Origin of the sequence: Variovorax paradoxus (assembly GCF_024734665.1) — a bacterium.
GTDB lineage: Bacteria > Pseudomonadota > Gammaproteobacteria > Burkholderiales > Burkholderiaceae_C > Variovorax.
Genome location: NZ_CP102931.1, coordinates 5024063 through 5040892, shown reverse-complemented (window position 1 = coordinate 5040892; position 16830 = coordinate 5024063). Strand labels below are relative to the sequence as shown.

Below are 16830 nucleotides of genomic sequence, written 5' to 3'. Positions count from 1 at the left end.
CTAGCTGCCCGTAATGACCGTTCCGATGCCGATCTCCGCACGCGCTTTCGTGCTTGTGTTTGCTGCTTTTTGCCTTGCGCAGACTGCCACCGCGCAGACCCGCTCGGGCGCTGCGAATACAAGGAGCGCGGCAACTGCGCAGACGGACGAACCACCGGCCATGAGCGTGACCGAGTGGCTGCAGCGCATGCATGCGGGCGCCCGGCAGCGCAATTACGTGGGCACCTTCGTGGTGTCGGCGCCGGGCGGCGACCTGTCGAGCGCACGCATCTGGCATGTGCGCGACGGCGAGCATCAGATCGAACGCATCGAAGCTCTCTCGGGGCCGCCGCGCTCAACTTTCCGGCGCAACCGCAATGTCATGACCTTCCTGCCGGAGGCGAAGGTGGTGAAGGTCGAGAAGCGCGAGAACCTCGATCTCTTCCCGAACCTGCCGGACAAGCCCGATTCGTCGATCGGTGATTTCTACGACGTGCGCGCGATCGGCAAGGACCGCGTGGCCGGCTTCGACGCCGACGTGGTGCAACTGGTGCCGCACGACGCGCTGCGCTTCGGCTATCGCATCTGGAGCGAGCGCCGCTCGGGCCTGGTGGTGAAGCTGCAGACCATCGATAGCGACTCCCGCGTGGTGGAGCAATCGGCGTTCTCCGAGCTGCAGCTCGACGCGCCGGTGAAGGCGCAGGCGCTCTCGCAGATGATGTCCAACACCTCCGGCTATCGCATCGAGAAACTGGAGCTCGAGCGCAGCAACGCGCAGGACGAAGGCTGGACGTTGCGCACGCCCGTGGCCGGATTTAAGCCCCGAAGCTTCTTCCGTCGCCCGACAGTGGGCGACGACAGCGGCAAGTCGAAGCAGGACGCGGCCACGGTCCAATGGACCTTCTCCGATGGCCTTGCCTCGGTGTCGCTTTTCATCGAGCGCTACGACGCTGCGCGCGCGCCCCGCGACGGTGTGCTGACCATCGGAGCGACCAACGCCATTCGCCGGCGCCTGCCCGAGCCGGCCAGCGACTGGTGGCTGACCGCAGTCGGCGAGGTACCGCAGCAGACGCTCAATGCATTCGCCCAAAGCCTCGCGCGCACGCGCTGACAGGCCAAATAAGCGCCAATTGCGCTGAACCAAGCACACAGCGCAAACTCATAGCACTTGTTTTCAGCCGCTCTGTTCTTTTGAAAGAAAACTGATGATCTTCAAAGTCGAGGGACACAAGTTTCGTTCCGGTCTGCTGGCTTGCGCGCTTGCACTGACAGCAGGCACCACATTCCTTCCGGTCGAGCCGGTCCACGCGCAAACGCGCACGCTGCCCGATTTCACCGATCTGGTCGACCAGGTCGGCCCTTCCGTCGTCAACATCCGCACCGTCGAGAAGGTCGCCCAGCGCGGCGGCAACGGTGAGATGGACGAGGAGATGCAGGAGTTCTTCCGCCGTTTCTTCGGCCAGCCTCTGCCTGGCCAACCGCGTCAGGGCCCGACCCCGAAGCGCCCGCAGCAGCCGCAGGAAGAAGAGCGTCCGCGTGGCGTCGGATCCGGCTTCATCCTGACGGCCGACGGCTATGTGATGACCAATGCGCACGTGGTCGAAGACGCCTCTGAAGTGTTGGTCACGCTGCCGGACAAGCGCGAGTTCAAGGCCAAGATCGTCGGCGCGGACAAGCGCACCGACGTCGCGGTCGTCAAGATCGAAGCCACCGGCTTGCCAGCGGTGAAGGTTGGCGACATTTCCAAGCTGCGCGTCGGCGAATGGGTGATGGCCATCGGCTCGCCATTCGGCCTCGAGAACACCGTTACTGCCGGCATCGTGAGCGCCAAGCAGCGCGACACGGGCGAATACCTGCCGTTCATCCAGACCGACGTGGCCATCAATCCCGGCAACTCGGGCGGCCCGCTGATCAACATGCGCGGTGAAGTGGTCGGCATCAACAGCCAGATCTACTCGCGCTCGGGCGGCTTCATGGGCATCTCGTTCTCGATTCCGATCGACGAGGCGATTCGCGTGAGCGATCAGTTGCGCACCTCGGGCCGCGTCTCGCGCGGCCGCATTGGCGTGCAGATCGACCAGGTCACCAAGGACGTGGCCGAGGCCATCGGCCTGGGCAAGGCACAGGGCGCGCTAGTGCGCGGTGTCGAAGCCGGCTCGCCGGGCGAAAAGGCTGGTGTCGAGCCGGGCGACGTCATCACCAAGTTCGACGGCAAGCCGATCGAGAAGCCGAGCGACCTGCCGCGCCTGGTGGGCAACACCAAGCCGGGCACCAAGAGCACGCTCACCGTGTTCCGCCGCGGCGCTTCGCGCGACCTCAGCGTGACCATTGCCGAGATCGAGCCAGACAAGCCAGGCAAGCGCGCGGGCGACCGCGACGAACCGGCGCCGAAGCCGCCGGCATCCGCCGCCGCCAAGTCGCTCGGTCTGGCTGTGAGCGATCTCACCGACGCGCAGAAGAAAGAGCTCAAGCTGAAGGGCGGCGTGAAGGTCGATGCCGCCAATGACGCCGCAGCCCGTGCAGGCCTGCGCGAGGGCGACATCATCCTGTCGGTGGGCAATGTCGAGGTGTCGAACGCGCGTGAATTCGAGTCCGCCATCGGCAAGGCCGACAAGAGCAAGGCGCTCAGCGTGCTGTTCCGTCGTGGCGATTGGGCGCAGTACGCCCTGATTCGTCCCGCACGCTGATCTGGCGCTGGCGTCAAGTGGCCCCACCCGGCAGTCGGGTTTGGGGCCGTTTTTTTGAGGTGTTTACGACGTTCAGGCGCCGGCCCCTAAAAAAATCTGAGGGCTCGGAAATGCCGATATTTGTTTGTGTTCACTAACTTTTAAACAGGCTAAGGACGGATTTCGGTAGAATAGGGTGCTCTCGGCGGTCGGTCGGCGCATAAGGAGTGCCCTGACCTTCACCATGCGAGATGTCAGACAGCAGTCCACCGGTGCTCCACAGATCGCCCACAAGTTGTTCAGTGACTGCTCCACCGATCCTGTTGATAACCTGTTCATATCTTTCATGTTGTGGACCTGCAACGACCCCTTTGGACCCCGTTCCCGGATGTACGCGCTTCCCTTTTTGCCTACAATGAAGTTCCAACTACTGCAGTTGCCATTGCTTGTTGGTTCAGGGCGCGTCTCCAGAAGACGCGCCCTTTTTTCTTGCCTGTCGCACTCTGCGCACGAGCCAATTCAAGTACTTAAGCGTTCCCGTTGATGAATCACATCAGAAATTTTTCGATCATTGCGCACATCGACCATGGCAAGTCGACGCTCGCAGACCGTTTGATCCAGCGTTGCGGCGGCCTCGCGGACCGCGAGATGGAAGCGCAGGTGCTCGACTCGATGGACATCGAAAAAGAGCGTGGGATAACCATCAAGGCGCAGACCGCTGCGCTGCACTACAAGGCACTCGATGGACAGGTCTACAACCTGAATCTGATCGACACGCCGGGCCACGTCGACTTCTCGTATGAAGTGAGCCGCTCGCTGTCGGCATGCGAAGGCGCACTGCTCGTCGTCGATGCATCGCAAGGCGTCGAAGCGCAGACAGTGGCTAATTGCTACACCGCGCTCGACCTCGGAGTCGAAGTGGTGCCCGTGCTCAACAAGATCGATCTGCCCAACGCGGACCTCGACAACGCACGCACCGAAATCGAAGACGTGATCGGCATCGACGCGACCAATGCGATCCCGTGCTCGGCAAAGACCGGCGTGGGCATCGACGACATTCTTGAAGCCATCGTTGCCAGGATGCCCGCGCCGCGCGGCAATCCCGACGGCCCGCTGCGCGCGATGATCGTCGACAGCTGGTTCGACCCGTACGTCGGCGTCGTCATGCTGGTGCGCGTGGTCGACGGCCGGCTCGCAAAGGGCGAACGCATCAAGATGATGGCGTCGGGTGCGATGTACAACGCCGACAGCGTCGGTGTCTTCACGCCCGCCAACGAACCCCGCAATTCGCTCGAAGCGGGCGAGGTGGGCTACATCATCGCGGGCATCAAGGAACTGCAGGCTGCAAAGGTCGGCGACACGGTCACGCTGATCAAGCCCGGCACCGGCGGCGCTGCGGCAACGGCGACCGAGGCGCTGCCCGGCTTCAAGGAAATCCAGCCGCAGGTGTTCGCGGGCCTGTATCCAACCGAAGCGAGCGAGTACGACTCGCTGCGCGACGCGCTCGAAAAGCTCAAGCTCAACGATTCGTCGCTGCGCTACGAGCCCGAGGTGAGCCAGGCGCTCGGCTTCGGCTTCCGCTGCGGCTTCCTCGGCCTGCTGCACATGGAAATCGTGCAGGAGCGCCTGGAGCGCGAGTTCGACCAGGACCTGATCACGACCGCGCCGAGCGTGGTCTACCAGGTGGTCAAGAACGACGGCGAAGTGATCATGGTCGAGAACCCATCCAAGATGCCCGACGTCGGCAGGATGGCGGAGATCCGCGAGCCGATCGTGACCGTCCATCTCTACATGCCGCAGGAATACGTCGGCTCCGTCATGACGCTGGCGAACCAGAAGCGCGGCGTGCAGATGAACATGGCCTACCACGGCCGCCAGGTCATGCTGACCTACGAGATGCCGCTCGGCGAGATCGTGCTCGACTTCTTCGACAAGCTGAAATCGGTGAGCCGGGGCTACGCTTCGATGGACTACGAGTTCAAGGAGTACCGCGCGTCCGACGTGGTGAAGGTCGACATCCTGCTGAACGGCGACAAGGTCGATGCGCTGTCAATCATCGTGCACCGCAGCCAGTCGCAGTACCGCGGCCGGGCCGTGGTGTCGAAGATGCGCGAGATCATTTCGCGCCAGATGTACGACGTGGCGATCCAGGCGGCTATCGGCGTCACCATCATTGCGCGTGAGACAATCAAGGCGCTTCGCAAGAACGTGCTGGCCAAGTGCTATGGCGGCGACATCACCCGCAAGAAGAAGCTGCTCGAGAAGCAGAAGGCGGGCAAGAAAAGAATGAAGCAGATCGGCTCCGTCGAGGTCCCGCAAGAGGCCTTCCTCGCCATTCTGCAAGTCGAAGACTGATCAAAAAAATGGCATTCATCACCACCCTGGTCCTCGCGGCCTTCGCCGCCTATGTCGGCGCTTGGTACTTCAACGCGATCGAAGGCAACTTTGCCTTGCTGCTGTTCCTGGCGACGGTGGTCACCGGCCTTTACTGGCTGGCCGAGCGCTTCTATTTCCTGCCCCGGCGCGAACAGGCCGCCGCCAAGCTGGAAGCCTCGCTGACCGAGCGCAATGCGCGCCTGGCCGGGCAGGGTATCAAGCAGGTCGACACGGCCGACGCAAAGGCGAGCGAACGGCTGCTGATGCAGCCCTGGTGGCTCGACTGGACCGCTGGTCTGTTCCCGGTGATCCTGGTGGTGTTTCTGCTGCGCTCGTTCCTCTACGAGCCCTTCAAGATCCCGTCGGGCTCGATGATGCCCACGCTGCTGACCGGCGACCTGATCCTGGTCAACAAGTTCACCTACGGTCTGCGCCTGCCCGTGATCAACACCAAGATCACCGACGGTACGCCGCTGGCGCGCGGCGACGTGGTGGTGTTCCGCTACCCGCCCAAGCCGAGCATGGACTACATCAAGCGCGTGGTCGGCGTCCCGGGTGATGAGGTGGCCTACCTGAACAAGAAGCTCACGATCAACGGCCAGCCGGTGTCCAAGGAGGCGGATGCCGACTACCTCGACGGCGAATCGATGCGCCTGCTCAAGCAGTACACCGAGAACCTCGGCAGCAAGCAGCACAAGATCCTCAACGACGAAACCACACCGTCCTACATTCCCGGTGCCAGTGGCTTCAATTTCCCGGGTATCGAAAACTGCCGCTACTCGGTCGAGGGCGTGGTCTGCAAGGTGCCGGCCGGCAACTATTTCATGATGGGCGACAACCGCGATAATTCGGCGGACTCGCGTTTCTGGGGCTTCGTGCCGGACAAGAACATCGTGGGCAGAGCGTTCTTCGTCTGGATGAACTTCGGCGATCTGGGTCGCATCGGTCCGTTTCAATAAGCATTCATCTGAATAGTTCAGTTCGAGGGGTATGAGGGCATGAGAACACATCGGTTCGTTCGCAGCAGGGCTGCGCAACAACGCGGCATTTCGTTCATCGGCTTGGTGTTCGTCGCGGTCGTGCTCGGGTGTCTGGGCGTGGTCGTCGCGCAGGTCATCCCGACGCTGATCGAATGGCAGGCCATCGACAAGGCCGCCAACAAGGCCAAGGAAGGCGCGACCGTGCCTGAAGTGCGCGCCATCTTCGATCGCGCCCAGGCCATCGACGACTTCAAGTCGGTCAGCGGCAAGGATCTCGACATCAAGAAGGTCGGCGACAAGGTGGTCGTGTCGTATTCATACGAGCGCGAGATTCCCCTGTTCGGCCCGGCCTACCTGACGCTCAAGTACAAGGGCGAATCCCGCTGAACACGGCGCCCAAAAAGGTGGAGGGCAGCCTTGCCGCGCTGCAGGCGCGCCTCCAGCACACCTTCTCCGATCCGCGGCTGCTCCAGCTCGCGCTCACGCACCGCAGCTTCTCGGCCGACCACAACGAGCGCCTCGAGTTTCTCGGCGACTCGGTGCTGAATCTGGCGGTTTCGCACCTGCTCTACATGCGCCTGTCGGCCCTGCCTGAAGGCGACCTGTCGCGCGTGCGGGCGAACCTGGTCAAGCAGGACACCCTACACCGCCTGGCGGTAGGGCTGGCGCTATCGCCGCTGCTGCGTCTCGGCGAAGGCGAGGCGCGCTCGGGCGGGCCCAACCGGCCGTCGATCCTGGCCGATGCGCTCGAAGCGTTGATCGGCGCCGTCTATCTCGATGCCGGCTTTGCTGCCGCGCAGTCGTTGGTGCACCGGCTCTACGAGGCGGTCGAAATCAATCCGCGCATGGAAGCCGCAGCCAAAGATCCGAAGACCGAATTGCAGGAATGGCTGCAGGGTCACAAAATGAAGCTGCCGGTGTATCGCGTGGCCGCCACACTGGGCGCAGCGCACAAGCAGACTTTCGATGTCGAGTGCGAGGTGCCCGAGTTGGGGCTTCGCGAACGCGGCATCGGCGGCTCGCGCCGCGCCGGCGAGCAGGCGGCCGCGGCCGCCATGTTGATCCGGCTCAAGGCACGCGGCGCCGCGTGAAATCAGAATGAACGATGCTATCAATCCCGTAGCGGGACCCGAAGACACTGCAGGCGATGCGCCTGCCGCTGGACCTCAACACTGCGGCCTCATCGCTATCGTCGGCAAGCCCAATGTAGGCAAGTCGACGCTGCTCAATGCGCTGGTCGGCCAGAAGATCAGCATCACTTCGCGCAAGGCACAGACCACGCGCCACCGCATCACCGGCATGCGCACGCTGGGCGCCACGCAGTTCGTGTTCGTCGACACGCCGGGCTTCCAGACCCTGCACGCCAACGCGCTGAACAAGTCGCTCAACAAAACGGTGCAGGGCGCGGTCGGCGACGTGGACCTGATTCTTTTCGTGGTCGAGGCCGGCAGCTTCACGCCGGCCGACGAGCGTGTGCTCAAGCTGCTCGGCAAGGGCATCCCGACCGTGTTGCTGGCCAACAAGCTCGACAACGTGCACCGCCGCGGCGACATCGCGCCCTGGCTGAAGACCATGCAGGAGAAGCACAGCTTCGCCGAGTTCGTGCCGATGTCGGCGAAGAATGCCAAGGACGTCGAGCGCCTGTTCGGCATCTGCGAGAAGTACCTGCCCGAGCAGCCCTGGTTCTACGACGAGGACGAGCTGACCGACCGCAGCGAAAAATTCCTCGCCGGCGAGCTCGTGCGCGAGAAGCTGTTCCGCCTCACCGGCGACGAGCTGCCCTACACCTCGACCGTCATCATCGACAAGTTCGAGGAAGAGCCGCCCCAGAAAAAGGGCCAGAAGCGCCTGCTGCGCATTGCCGCCACCATCGTGGTCGAACGCGATGGCCACAAGGCCATGGTGATCGGCGACAAGGGCGAGCGCATCAAGCGCATCGGCATGGAAACCCGCGTCGAGCTCGAGAAGCTGGCCGACGCCAAGGTGTTTCTCGAACTGTGGGTGAAGGTGCGCTCGGGCTGGGCCGACGACGAAGCCCGTGTCCGTTCGTTCGGCTACGAATGAAGTGGCCGCTGCCCACCGCGTTTCGCACGAACCGGCTTACGTTCTCCATCGCTACGACTGGAGCGAGTCGAGCCTGATTCTCGAAGTCTTCACCCGCCACCACGGGCGCATCGCGCTCGTGGCCAAGGGGGCGAAGCGGCCGAGTTCCAACTTCCGGCCGGTGCTGCTGCCGCTGCAGCCCCTGCAGCTCAACTACGGCGGCGACGCCGAGATCCGCACGCTCAAGGGCGCTGAATGGATGGGCGGCCATGTGATGCCGACCGGCGAGGCGCTGCTGTCGGGCTACTACGTCAACGAGCTGCTGCTGCGCCTGCTGGCGCGCGACGATGCCCACGAAGCGCTGTTCGACGCCTACGCCGGGATCGTGCAGGTGCTGGCGGGCGATCACGTTGGCGCGCAGGCCGCGACCCAGGCTGCCGCGCTGCGTGCCTTCGAGTTGCTGCTGCTGCGCGAAGTCGGCCTGCTGCCGTCGCTCGATGTGCAGACCCTCACGCTGGAGCCGCTTGCCGCCGAGCAGCGCTACAGCCTCGTGCCGGAAGCCGGCCTGCGCCAAGCCGCCGACGACGAGGCCGCACTGAACGGTGCCGACTGGCAGGCTCTGCAGGCAGTTCTCGACGACCGCGCCCCTTTTACCGCCACGTTGCGTGAAATTGCCACCATGAACGCCGGCAGCAACAGTGCCCTGCGAAACCAGTTGCGCACCTTGCTCAACTACCATTGCGGCGTGTCCACGCTGCGCACGCGGCAAATGATGAGAGATCTGCAAGCACTATGAGCACTTCAGGCACCACCGGCACTGCCACCTCGCTGTCCGTCAACCTCAACAAGGTCGCCCTGGTCCGCAACACGCGACACCTGGGCATTCCGAGCGTGGTGAAAGCCGCGCAGGCCTGCCTGGCAGCCGGTGCGCATGGCATCACCGTGCACCCGCGGCCCGATGCCCGCCACATTCGCGCACACGACGTGAGCGACTTGTCGGCACTGCTTGCCAAAGACTGGCCCGCGATCGAATTCAACATCGAGGGCAACCCCTTCCAGAACCTGATGGATTTCGTGCGCACGCTGAAGCCGCATCAGGCCACCTTCGTGCCCGACAGCGAAACCCAGTCGACCAGCGACCACGGCTGGACCTTCCCCGACGACGCCGAGCGCCTGCGCCCCCTGATCGCCGAAGCCAAGGCGCTGGGCGTGCGCGTCAGTCTCTTCATGGACCCGATTCCCGAAATGATGGCTGCGGTCAAGGCCGTGGGCGCCGATCGCGTCGAGCTCTACACCGAAGGCTATGCCGCATCGCGCGGAACGCCCGACGAGCAGGCCGTGCTCCAGCGCTATGCCGATACGGCGCGCGCGGCCCATGCCGCAGGCCTGGGCATCAACGCCGGCCACGACCTGAGCCGCGACAACCTGACGGCTTTTCTGCGCGCAGTGCCCGGCGTGCAGGAGGTCTCGATCGGCCATGCCTTCGTGGCCGACGCGCTGGAGCTCGGCTATACGGCCGCCACGCGCGACTACCTGCGCTGCATCAACGAGGCGCAATGAACGCCCGCGCCGCATGATCTACGGCATTGGCACCGACATCTGCGACCTGCGTCGCATCGCCGCGACCTTCGAGCGCCAGGGCGAACGCTTTGCCCGCAAGGTGCTGAGCGATGGCGAATTCGCGGTCTGGAAAGCCCGCAGCGAGCGCTGGCCCAAGCGCGGCCTGAGCTATCTGGCGACCCGCTTTTCCGCCAAGGAGGCCTTCAGCAAGGCCATTGGCCTGGGCATGCGCATGCCCATGAGCTGGCGCCTGTGCGAGATCGCCAACCTGCGCAGCGGCAAGCCTGTCATCGTGCTGCATGGCGGCCTGAAGGACTGGTTCGAGGCGCAGGGCCTCACCGCCCACGTGACCGTGACCGACGAAACCGAATACGCCGCGAGCTTCGTGGTGGTGGAGAAGCTATGACTGCCGGGCCCGCTGCTCGCCCCCATGCGCCGCTGATCATCGATGTGGCGGCCACCGAGCTCAACAACGCCGACCGCCGCCGCCTCGCCAATCCGCTGGTCGGCGGTGTGATCCATTTCGCCCGCAACTGGCAAGACCGCGCGCAGATGACCGCGCTCAATGCCGAGATCAAGGCGATCCGCCCCGACCTGCTGATCTGCGTCGACCACGAGGGCGGCCGCGTGCAGCGCTTTCGTACCGACGGCTTCACGCACCTGCCATCGATGCGCGTGCTCGGCGAGCTGTGGATGCGCGATGCCATGCGCGCCACCCAGGCCGCGACCGCGGTCGGGCAGGTGCTGGCGGGCGAGCTGCGCGCCTGTGGCGTCGACTTCAGCTTTGCGCCGGTGCTCGACCTGGACTACGGCGGCAGCAGCGTGATCGGCAGCCGCAGCTTTCATCGCGATCCGCGCGTGGTGGCGCTGCTGGCCAAGAGCGTGATGCACGGCATGCTGCAGATGGGCATGCGCAACTGCGGCAAACATTTTCCGGGGCATGGCTTCGTGCAGGCCGATTCGCATGTCGAGATCCCGGTGGACAAGCGCGGCCTCAAGACCATCCTGGATGACGATGCGCGGCCCTACGACTGGCTCTCAGGCACGCTCGGCGCGGTGATGCCGGCGCACGTGATCTATCCGAAGGTCGACAAGCGGCCGGCAGGGTTTTCGTCGAAATGGCTCAAGGCGATCCTGCGGCAGCGCTTTGCCTTCGGCGGGGCGGTGTTCAGCGACGACCTGAGCATGGAGGCGGGCCGCTACATCGATGGCCGGCTGCTCAGCTTTACCGATGCGGCGCTGGCCGCGCTCGACGCCGGCTGCGACATGGCGCTGCTGTGCAACCAGAGCATCGGCGAGGGGCGTCTGCTCGACGACTTCCTCGAGGGCTTCGAGGCTGCCGCGCGCGCGGGCCGATGGCAGCCGGACGCGAGCAGCGAAGCGCGCCGCCAGGCGCTGCTGCCGCAGGGCGCCGCACCCGATTGGCCGACGCTCGTCGCTTCGCGCGGGTACCGCGATGCAAGGCGGACGGTGGACGTTTGAAGGCTGTTCAGTCGATCCGGAATTGGCGCATTTGTGAACAAGCTGGCAAATACGCTAGATAAGTCGGTCGCGCCGTCCTATAGAGTCAAATGTTCTGAATCAGGCGGTTTCGGGGGGCATTTCTCATGGCGCACATCGGCGAATCCTGGCTGACTTTCGACAGCTTGACGCAGCACGTCGTCAAGACGATCAATCCCAAGCGCATCCTGGACATCGGTGCCGGGGGCGGCAAATATGGCGCCTTGCTCAAGAACGTCGTGCCCGAATGCGAGCTGACCGCGCTGGAGTGCGACGAAGCGGCATTCCCTCAACTGCGCGAGGTCGGCTACCACCAGATTCTTCCGATCACGGCCGACAAGCTCTATGAACGCAGCGGCGATCTCTACGACGTGGTGATCCTGGGCGATGTCATCGAGCACATGCTCCACTCGCAAGGCCGCGACCTGCTGGAATTTCTCAACTACCGCTCCCGTTATCTCATCGTTTCCACGCCGGAATGCATGCCGATGAGCCGTCCCATCTTCTTCGAAGGCCACAACTCGCTGTGGCGTCCGGATTCGTTCGGCTGGCACGACTACTGGGCGCACCAGCAGTGCGGCGTGATGCACTTCTATCTGCTCAGGGGGCACGACAACTGGGCTGGGCCGGGTTTGGCGGAGGTAGTGAGTGCGGTCAATGGAGCGGGAGTTTTCAACGACCATTCCAGCGACAAGAAGCAGGCCGTCAACCTGACGATTCACGACACGCGCTACAAGGAGCCGGCCGACGAACACAACGTCGTGCTGTACCGCCCCTTCTGACGGACGTTGTTTCATGACGGCAACCGACAAGATCTCCCTTCGCGATATAGACATCATCGTTTCGTACAGGGAGGCGACCGAAGAGCGGCGCGAGAACCTCTATGCCGTGCTGGCGCATCTGGCCTACACCTATACCGACTACCGGCTGTGGTTGATGGAGGCGGCAACGGCGCCGCGCTTCGACTGGCAGCGGCTGCGCGATCCGAAGATCCGGCATGTCTTCATCCATCACGACGGGCCGTTTCCCAAGTCGATGCTCTACAACACGGGCGTCCGGCTGGCCCGCAGCCCTGTGATCTGCTTCCACGACGCCGATTCCATTGCCCAGCCTTCAACGCTGCGTGGCTGTGTCGATGTGCTGCTGGACCGGGACAGCAGCGAGGTGCTGTGTCCCTACTGGAGCGTCATCAACGTGACGGGTGAACTCAAGCGCGATTTCATGCAGTTGCCCGACTACGCCCGATTCGCGTCGATCAACGTGGAGCAACTGCCTCCGGATGCCGGCGTGCTGTACTCGAATGCCAATGGGGGCATCGTGCTGTTCAAGCGCAGCGAGTACATCCGTGTCGGCGGGTACAACGCACGCCTGGAAGGATGGGGCGGCGAGGACGACGAACTGCTGCGCAGGGCAGGGCGGCTGGGTCTGCGTTGGCACTCGATGCACGTACCCCTTTTCCATTTGCACCACGATTCGGGCTCGCGCAATGAATTGATCGAGAGCCTTCATGGCACCGAGAACCTGCGTGCGTCGCATGCCATCGAGACCATGTCCCAGGAAGAGGTCGAGGTGCTGGCGCGCGAGTTGTCCGCGTTCTTCGCGTCCGACTGATCAGGGCCGGGAGCTGGCGTCCCAGAGCCGACGGCCGTTCATGTCCAGATGGGTCAGATACAGCCGCAGGTCGAATTCAAGCTGCTGATAGTCCGGCTCCATGTGCATGCACAGCGCATAAAAAGCCTTGTCGTGCTCCCGCTCCTTCATATGCGCCAGCTCATGCACGACGATCATCCGCAACCAGGCCAGCGGCACCCCCTTGAACAGGCTCGCCACCCGGATCTCCCGCTTGGCCTTGAGCTTGCCGCCCTGCACGCGCGACACCGTGGTGTGCGTGCCCAGCGCGTTGCGGATCACGTGCAGCTTGTTGTCGAACATCACCTTCGACAGCGGTTCGGCCTTGCGCATGAACTCGCTCTTGAGCTCGCTCACGTACTCATAAAGCGCGCGGTCGGTCTGCACGTTGTGCACCCCGTCGGGGTAGCGCTTGCCGAGCAGCGCGGCGAGCTTGTCTTCGGCGATCAGCTGGCGGACCTGGTCCAGCAGGGGTGCCGGATAGCCCGCCAGGTATTTCATGCGCGACGGCGCTCCGTGCGCGCCGCGCAGGCCAGCCCCGTGGCCACGCCGCCGAACAGGTCGCCTTCGACCAGGTTCACGCCCGCAAAGCTCTTGCGCAGGGCGTGCTGGAACGGTCGCAGCGCTGAAGAGCCGCCGGTGAGGTAGATCGCGTCGAGGTCGCCGCTGCGCAAGCCCGCGCGCTTGACGCAGGCGTGGGCGCACGCAATCACGTTCTCGAGTGGTCCGGCCAGCTGCTGTGCCATGTCGTCCGGCGTGAGCGAGGCCTCCAGCCCGCGCTCGGCGCAGGAAAGGTCGATGGCCGTCGCTGCATCGGTCACCGAGGCATCGATCTTGGCGGCTTCCACCGCACTCGCGATGCGGTGCCCGTGCCGCTCTTCGAGCACGGTCATGAGCCGGTCGTGCAGTCGCGTGTCGCTGTAGCTCGTGCGCAGGTCTTTCGCCTGGCGCACCGCCTTGGCGGCGTAGAGCCAGTTGATCAGGTGCCAGGACGAAAGCTCGAAGAACACCTTGCTCGGCACCTCGCGCCCCTGTGGCCCGTGGTGGCGAAAGCCGAATTGCGGCATCACGCGCTCGAGGTTCAGGCGCTGGTCGAAGTCGGTACCGCCGATGTGCACGCCGCTGGTGGCCAGTACGTCGTCGCTGCGGTCCTCGCGCGCGGCACGCTCGGGGCCGACGCGCACAACGGTGAAGTCGGAGGTGCCACCGCCGATGTCGACGATGAGCACGATCGACTCCTTGGCGATGCGCTGTTCGTAGTCGAACGCGGCTGCGATCGGTTCGAGCTGGAAGGCGATCTCGCGAAAGCCCGCCGCGCGCGCTGCGTGGCGCAGGCTTTCTTCCGCACGTTCGTCGCGCTTGGCATCGTCGTCCACGAAATGCACGGGCCGTCCGATCACCACGCGCTCGGGCATCTGGCCGAGCTCGCGGCTGGCGCGCATGGCCAGTTCGCGCAGGAAGCGCGCGATGATGTCCTCGAAGCTCACGAGGCCGTCGTAGATGGCAGTCTTCTCCTGCATCAGCGCGCTGCCGAGCAGGCTTTTCAGCGAGCGCATCAGGCGGCCTTCGGTGCCCGAGAGGTACTGGCCGATGGCATCGCGGCCAAAGTGGGTCGTGCGGTCTTCGGCGTTGAAGAAGATCGCGGTGGGCAGGGTGGTGGCCGCGCCTTCGATGGGCAACAGGCGGGCCTCGCCGTCGACCCGGCAGGCCACGGCGGAATTGGAGGTGCCGAAGTCGATGCCGATCGTCGGCAGCGACGACGGTGACAGCACGCTCAAGATTCCCTGCGCAGCGCCGGGAACAGGATCACGTCGCGAATGCTCGGCGAATCCGTCAGCAGCATCATCAACCGGTCGATGCCGATGCCGCAGCCGCCGGTGGGCGGCATGCCGTATTCGAGCGCACGCACGAAATCGTGGTCGTAGTACATGGCTTCGTCGTCGCCGCTGTCCTTGGCGGCCACCTGCGCGTTGAAGCGCGCAGCCTGGTCTTCGGCGTCGTTCAGCTCGCTGAAGCCGTTGCCGAACTCGCGGCCGGTGATGTACAGCTCGAAGCGCTCGGTGACCTCGGGGCGCTCGTCGTTGGCGCGCGCCAGCGGCGAGATCTCGGTCGGGTGCTCCATGATGAAGGTCGGCTGCCAGAGCTTCTCTTCCACGGTTTCTTCGAAGTACATCACCTGCAGGCTGGCGAGGCTGCGCTGCGAGAGCTTGTCCTTCTCTTCGCTGAGGCCGATCTTGCGCAGGGCGTTGATGAGCCAGGCGGCGTCGTCGACGCCCTGGGCCACGCCCTCGGCGTCGGTGTACTTCAGGATCGCTTCGCGGATCGTCAGGCGCTCGAAGGGCTGGGTCAGGTCGACCGGCTTGCCCTGGTAGGTGAGCTGCTGCGTGCCCACGGCCTTGTCGGCGATGGTGCGGATCAGCGTCTCGGTGAAGTCCATCAGGTCGCGGTAGTTCCAGTAGGCCGCGTAGAACTCCATCATCGTGAACTCGGGGTTGTGCCGCACCGAGATGCCCTCGTTGCGGTAGCTCCGGTTGATTTCGAACACGCGCTCGAAGCCGCCGACGATCAGGCGCTTGAGGTACAGCTCGGGCGCGATGCGCAGGAACATCTCCTGGTCGAGCGCGTTGTGGTGCGTCTTGAAGGGCTTGGCGTTGGCGCCGCCCGGAATCGGGTGCAGCATGGGCGTCTCGACTTCGAGGAAGTCATTGGCCACCATGAACTCGCGCAGGGCGCTCACGGCCTTGCTGCGCGCGGTGAAGCGCACGCGCGCCGATTCGTCGGTGATCAGGTCGACGTAGCGTTGGCGGTACTTCTGCTCCTGGTCGGCCATGCCGTGGAACTTGTCGGGCAGCGGGCGCAGGCTCTTGGTGAGCAGGCGAAGCTTGGTTACCTTGACCGAGAGCTCGCCGGTCTTGGTCTTCATCAGCGTGCCTTCGGCGCCGACGATGTCGCCCAGGTCCCAGCGCTTGAAGTCGGCGTAGATTTCTTCGCCGACCGCGTCGCGCGTCACGTAGAGCTGGATGCGGCTGGTGGCGTCCTGCAGGGTGGCGAAGCTGGCCTTGCCCATCACGCGCTTGAGCATCATCCGGCCGGCCACACTCACGGAAACGGCTTGCGCCTCGAGGGCTTCGGCCTCGGTGGCGTCATGCGCTTCGGCGAGTGCCGCTGCACGGTGGCCAGGCTTGAAGTCGTTGGGGAACGCAACGCCTTTGCCCTCGGCCTGCGCCGTGCGCAGCAGCTTGAGCTTTTCGCGGCGTTCTGCGATGAGCTGGTTTTCGTCGACGGGGGGCGGAGGAGGCGAGGGGGTCTTTTGATCGGACATGGGAGGCGGGTGACGCGCATCCGGGAGCGTGCGCGGGGCTGGCATTTTAGCCCATCGGGTTTGAATAAAACCTGCGCCCAGCGCCCGTCAATCCTGCGCAATGTGCTACAAAAAAAGTAGCGACCTATTCAGTGATGCCCGTGCGTGCGAGCAGATCGCTGACCAGTTCGAGCCGCATCAGCGGACTGTCGAGCTCCATCAGGCGCTGGCGCAGTTCGAGTTGCATCGGCACCAGTTCGCACCAGCGGTTGGCCACCCAGCCGCAATCGTTGAGCTGGTAAGGTGCGCCGATCGGCAGCCGCACCGCTTCGCCTTGCGCGCGGCGGCGCTCTTCCAGCGTGTCGATCAGGCGCTGCAGCGCGGTGGCGGTGTGGCGCAAGTCGTCGGGAATTTCGAGCGCGATGTCGTCGCTCACGGCCTCGACCTCGGCGACCCACAGGCCGTGCTTCTGCAGCTCATTGCTGCGAACCCGAAAGCGTTGCGTGCCCACGCATTCGATCTGCAGCAGTCCGCTCTGCGGCGATTCGAACTCGCGGATCATGGCCAGCGTGCCGATGCCGGCAAAGCTTTCCGCATCGGCGCCGGCCTTGCGCACTTCGCTGCCGCTGGTGAGGCTCACAACGCCGAAGGGTGCGTCGGCCTTGCGGCACTTGCCGATCATGTCGAGATAACGAACCTCGAAGATGCGCAGTGGAAGAAGGCCACCCGGAAACAGGACAGTACCGAGCGGGAACAATGGCAGTGAATGCAAAAAGGGTTGTGTCGTCATCGAAGA

General features: G+C 64.3%; 17 protein-coding genes. 13 read left to right on the top strand and 4 right to left on the bottom strand.

Annotation, left to right across the window (positions count from 1 at the left end):
* Positions 1-13 precede the first annotated feature (13 nt).
* From NWF24_RS23865 to NWF24_RS23805, 13 genes are all read left to right on the top strand, one after another.
* Entirely contained in the window at positions 14-1090 is a 1077-nt protein-coding gene (locus tag NWF24_RS23865) for a MucB/RseB C-terminal domain-containing protein (RefSeq protein ID WP_309148844.1), read from the top strand.
* Between the two features lie 94 nt (positions 1091-1184).
* On the top strand, positions 1185-2666 hold the full coding sequence (locus NWF24_RS23860) for a DegQ family serine endoprotease (RefSeq protein ID WP_258350706.1): 1482 nt from the start codon (positions 1185-1187) through the stop codon (positions 2664-2666).
* Between the two features lie 522 nt (positions 2667-3188).
* A complete protein-coding gene (lepA, locus tag NWF24_RS23855) occupies positions 3189-5000 on the top strand; it encodes a translation elongation factor 4 (protein WP_258350705.1) in 1812 nt (603 codons plus the stop codon).
* 8 nt (positions 5001-5008) lie between these two features.
* Positions 5009-5980, top strand: coding sequence for a signal peptidase I (gene lepB, locus NWF24_RS23850; protein ID WP_258350704.1), 972 nt, complete (start codon positions 5009-5011; stop codon positions 5978-5980).
* A gap of 39 nt (positions 5981-6019) precedes the next feature.
* Positions 6020-6388 (top strand): DUF4845 domain-containing protein, encoded by a 369-nt coding sequence (locus NWF24_RS23845; protein ID WP_258350703.1) that lies wholly within the window; start codon positions 6020-6022, stop codon positions 6386-6388.
* Between the two features lie 17 nt (positions 6389-6405).
* Positions 6406-7092: a ribonuclease III gene (gene rnc, locus NWF24_RS23840; RefSeq protein ID WP_258350702.1), complete on the top strand. Its 687-nt coding sequence runs from the start codon at positions 6406-6408 to the stop codon at positions 7090-7092.
* A 7-nt stretch (positions 7093-7099) separates the two neighbouring features.
* Positions 7100-8065 (top strand): GTPase Era, encoded by a 966-nt coding sequence (gene era, locus NWF24_RS23835; RefSeq protein ID WP_258350701.1) that lies wholly within the window; start codon positions 7100-7102, stop codon positions 8063-8065.
* Between the two features lies 1 nt (position 8066).
* A complete protein-coding gene (recO, locus tag NWF24_RS23830) occupies positions 8067-8840 on the top strand; it encodes a DNA repair protein RecO (protein ID WP_258355343.1) in 774 nt (257 codons plus the stop codon).
* Positions 8837-9604, top strand: coding sequence for a pyridoxine 5'-phosphate synthase (locus tag NWF24_RS23825; protein WP_258350700.1), 768 nt, complete (start codon positions 8837-8839; stop codon positions 9602-9604). Before recO ends, NWF24_RS23825 begins: the two co-directional genes overlap by 4 nt.
* A gap of 13 nt (positions 9605-9617) precedes the next feature.
* Positions 9618-10010: a holo-ACP synthase gene (gene acpS / locus NWF24_RS23820; RefSeq protein WP_258350699.1), complete on the top strand. Its 393-nt coding sequence runs from the start codon at positions 9618-9620 to the stop codon at positions 10008-10010.
* Positions 10007-11086, top strand: a complete 1080-nt coding sequence (nagZ, locus tag NWF24_RS23815) for a beta-N-acetylhexosaminidase (protein ID WP_258350698.1) — start codon at positions 10007-10009, stop codon at positions 11084-11086. Before acpS ends, nagZ begins: the two co-directional genes overlap by 4 nt.
* Positions 11087-11211: 125 nt before the next feature.
* On the top strand, positions 11212-11886 hold the full coding sequence (locus NWF24_RS23810) for a hypothetical protein (RefSeq protein WP_258350697.1): 675 nt from the start codon (positions 11212-11214) through the stop codon (positions 11884-11886).
* Positions 11887-11899: 13 nt separating this feature from the next.
* On the top strand, positions 11900-12715 hold the full coding sequence (locus NWF24_RS23805) for a glycosyltransferase family 2 protein (protein WP_258350696.1): 816 nt from the start codon (positions 11900-11902) through the stop codon (positions 12713-12715).
* On the opposite strand, the gene NWF24_RS23800 is transcribed toward NWF24_RS23805, so the two are convergent.
* From NWF24_RS23800 to NWF24_RS23785, 4 genes are all read right to left on the bottom strand, one after another.
* Positions 12716-13234, bottom strand: a complete 519-nt coding sequence (locus NWF24_RS23800; protein ID WP_093049471.1) for a YgjP-like metallopeptidase domain-containing protein — start codon at positions 13232-13234, stop codon at positions 12716-12718. It abuts the gene before it with no gap.
* Complete coding sequence (locus NWF24_RS23795; protein ID WP_375338406.1) at positions 13231-14511, bottom strand: Hsp70 family protein; 1281 nt, start codon at positions 14509-14511, stop codon at positions 13231-13233. Before NWF24_RS23795 ends, NWF24_RS23800 begins: the two co-directional genes overlap by 4 nt.
* Entirely contained in the window at positions 14508-16055 is a 1548-nt protein-coding gene (lysS, locus tag NWF24_RS23790; RefSeq protein ID WP_258350694.1) for a lysine--tRNA ligase, read from the bottom strand. Before lysS ends, NWF24_RS23795 begins: the two co-directional genes overlap by 4 nt.
* A 124-nt stretch (positions 16056-16179) precedes the next feature.
* The gene (locus NWF24_RS23785) at positions 16180-16824 is read right to left on the bottom strand and encodes an LON peptidase substrate-binding domain-containing protein (protein ID WP_258350693.1); all 645 of its coding nucleotides are present in this window, start codon (positions 16822-16824) and stop codon (positions 16180-16182) included.
* Between the last annotated feature and the right edge of the window lie 6 nt (positions 16825-16830).

Bases quoted from the DNA above. Each gene is read 5' to 3' on its own strand.
- lysS (WP_258350694.1), bottom strand. From the start codon at position 16,055: ATGTCCGATCAAAAGACCCCCTCGCCTCCTCCGCCCCCCGTCGACGAA.
- lepB (WP_258350704.1), top strand. From the start codon at position 5,009: ATGGCATTCATCACCACCCTGGTCCTCGCGGCCTTCGCCGCCTATGTC.
- NWF24_RS23845 (WP_258350703.1), top strand. From the start codon at position 6,020: ATGAGAACACATCGGTTCGTTCGCAGCAGGGCTGCGCAACAACGCGGC.
- NWF24_RS23825 (WP_258350700.1), top strand. From the start codon at position 8,837: ATGAGCACTTCAGGCACCACCGGCACTGCCACCTCGCTGTCCGTCAAC.
- acpS (WP_258350699.1), top strand. From the start codon at position 9,618: ATGATCTACGGCATTGGCACCGACATCTGCGACCTGCGTCGCATCGCC.
- NWF24_RS23860 (WP_258350706.1), top strand. From the start codon at position 1,185: ATGATCTTCAAAGTCGAGGGACACAAGTTTCGTTCCGGTCTGCTGGCT.
- era (WP_258350701.1), top strand. From the start codon at position 7,100: ATGAACGATGCTATCAATCCCGTAGCGGGACCCGAAGACACTGCAGGC.
- nagZ (WP_258350698.1), top strand. From the start codon at position 10,007: ATGACTGCCGGGCCCGCTGCTCGCCCCCATGCGCCGCTGATCATCGAT.
- NWF24_RS23800 (WP_093049471.1), bottom strand. From the start codon at position 13,234: ATGAAATACCTGGCGGGCTATCCGGCACCCCTGCTGGACCAGGTCCGC.
- NWF24_RS23785 (WP_258350693.1), bottom strand. From the start codon at position 16,824: ATGACGACACAACCCTTTTTGCATTCACTGCCATTGTTCCCGCTCGGT.
- NWF24_RS23805 (WP_258350696.1), top strand. From the start codon at position 11,900: ATGACGGCAACCGACAAGATCTCCCTTCGCGATATAGACATCATCGTT.
- lepA (WP_258350705.1), top strand. From the start codon at position 3,189: ATGAATCACATCAGAAATTTTTCGATCATTGCGCACATCGACCATGGC.
- NWF24_RS23810 (WP_258350697.1), top strand. From the start codon at position 11,212: ATGGCGCACATCGGCGAATCCTGGCTGACTTTCGACAGCTTGACGCAG.
- NWF24_RS23865 (WP_309148844.1), top strand. From the start codon at position 14: ATGACCGTTCCGATGCCGATCTCCGCACGCGCTTTCGTGCTTGTGTTT.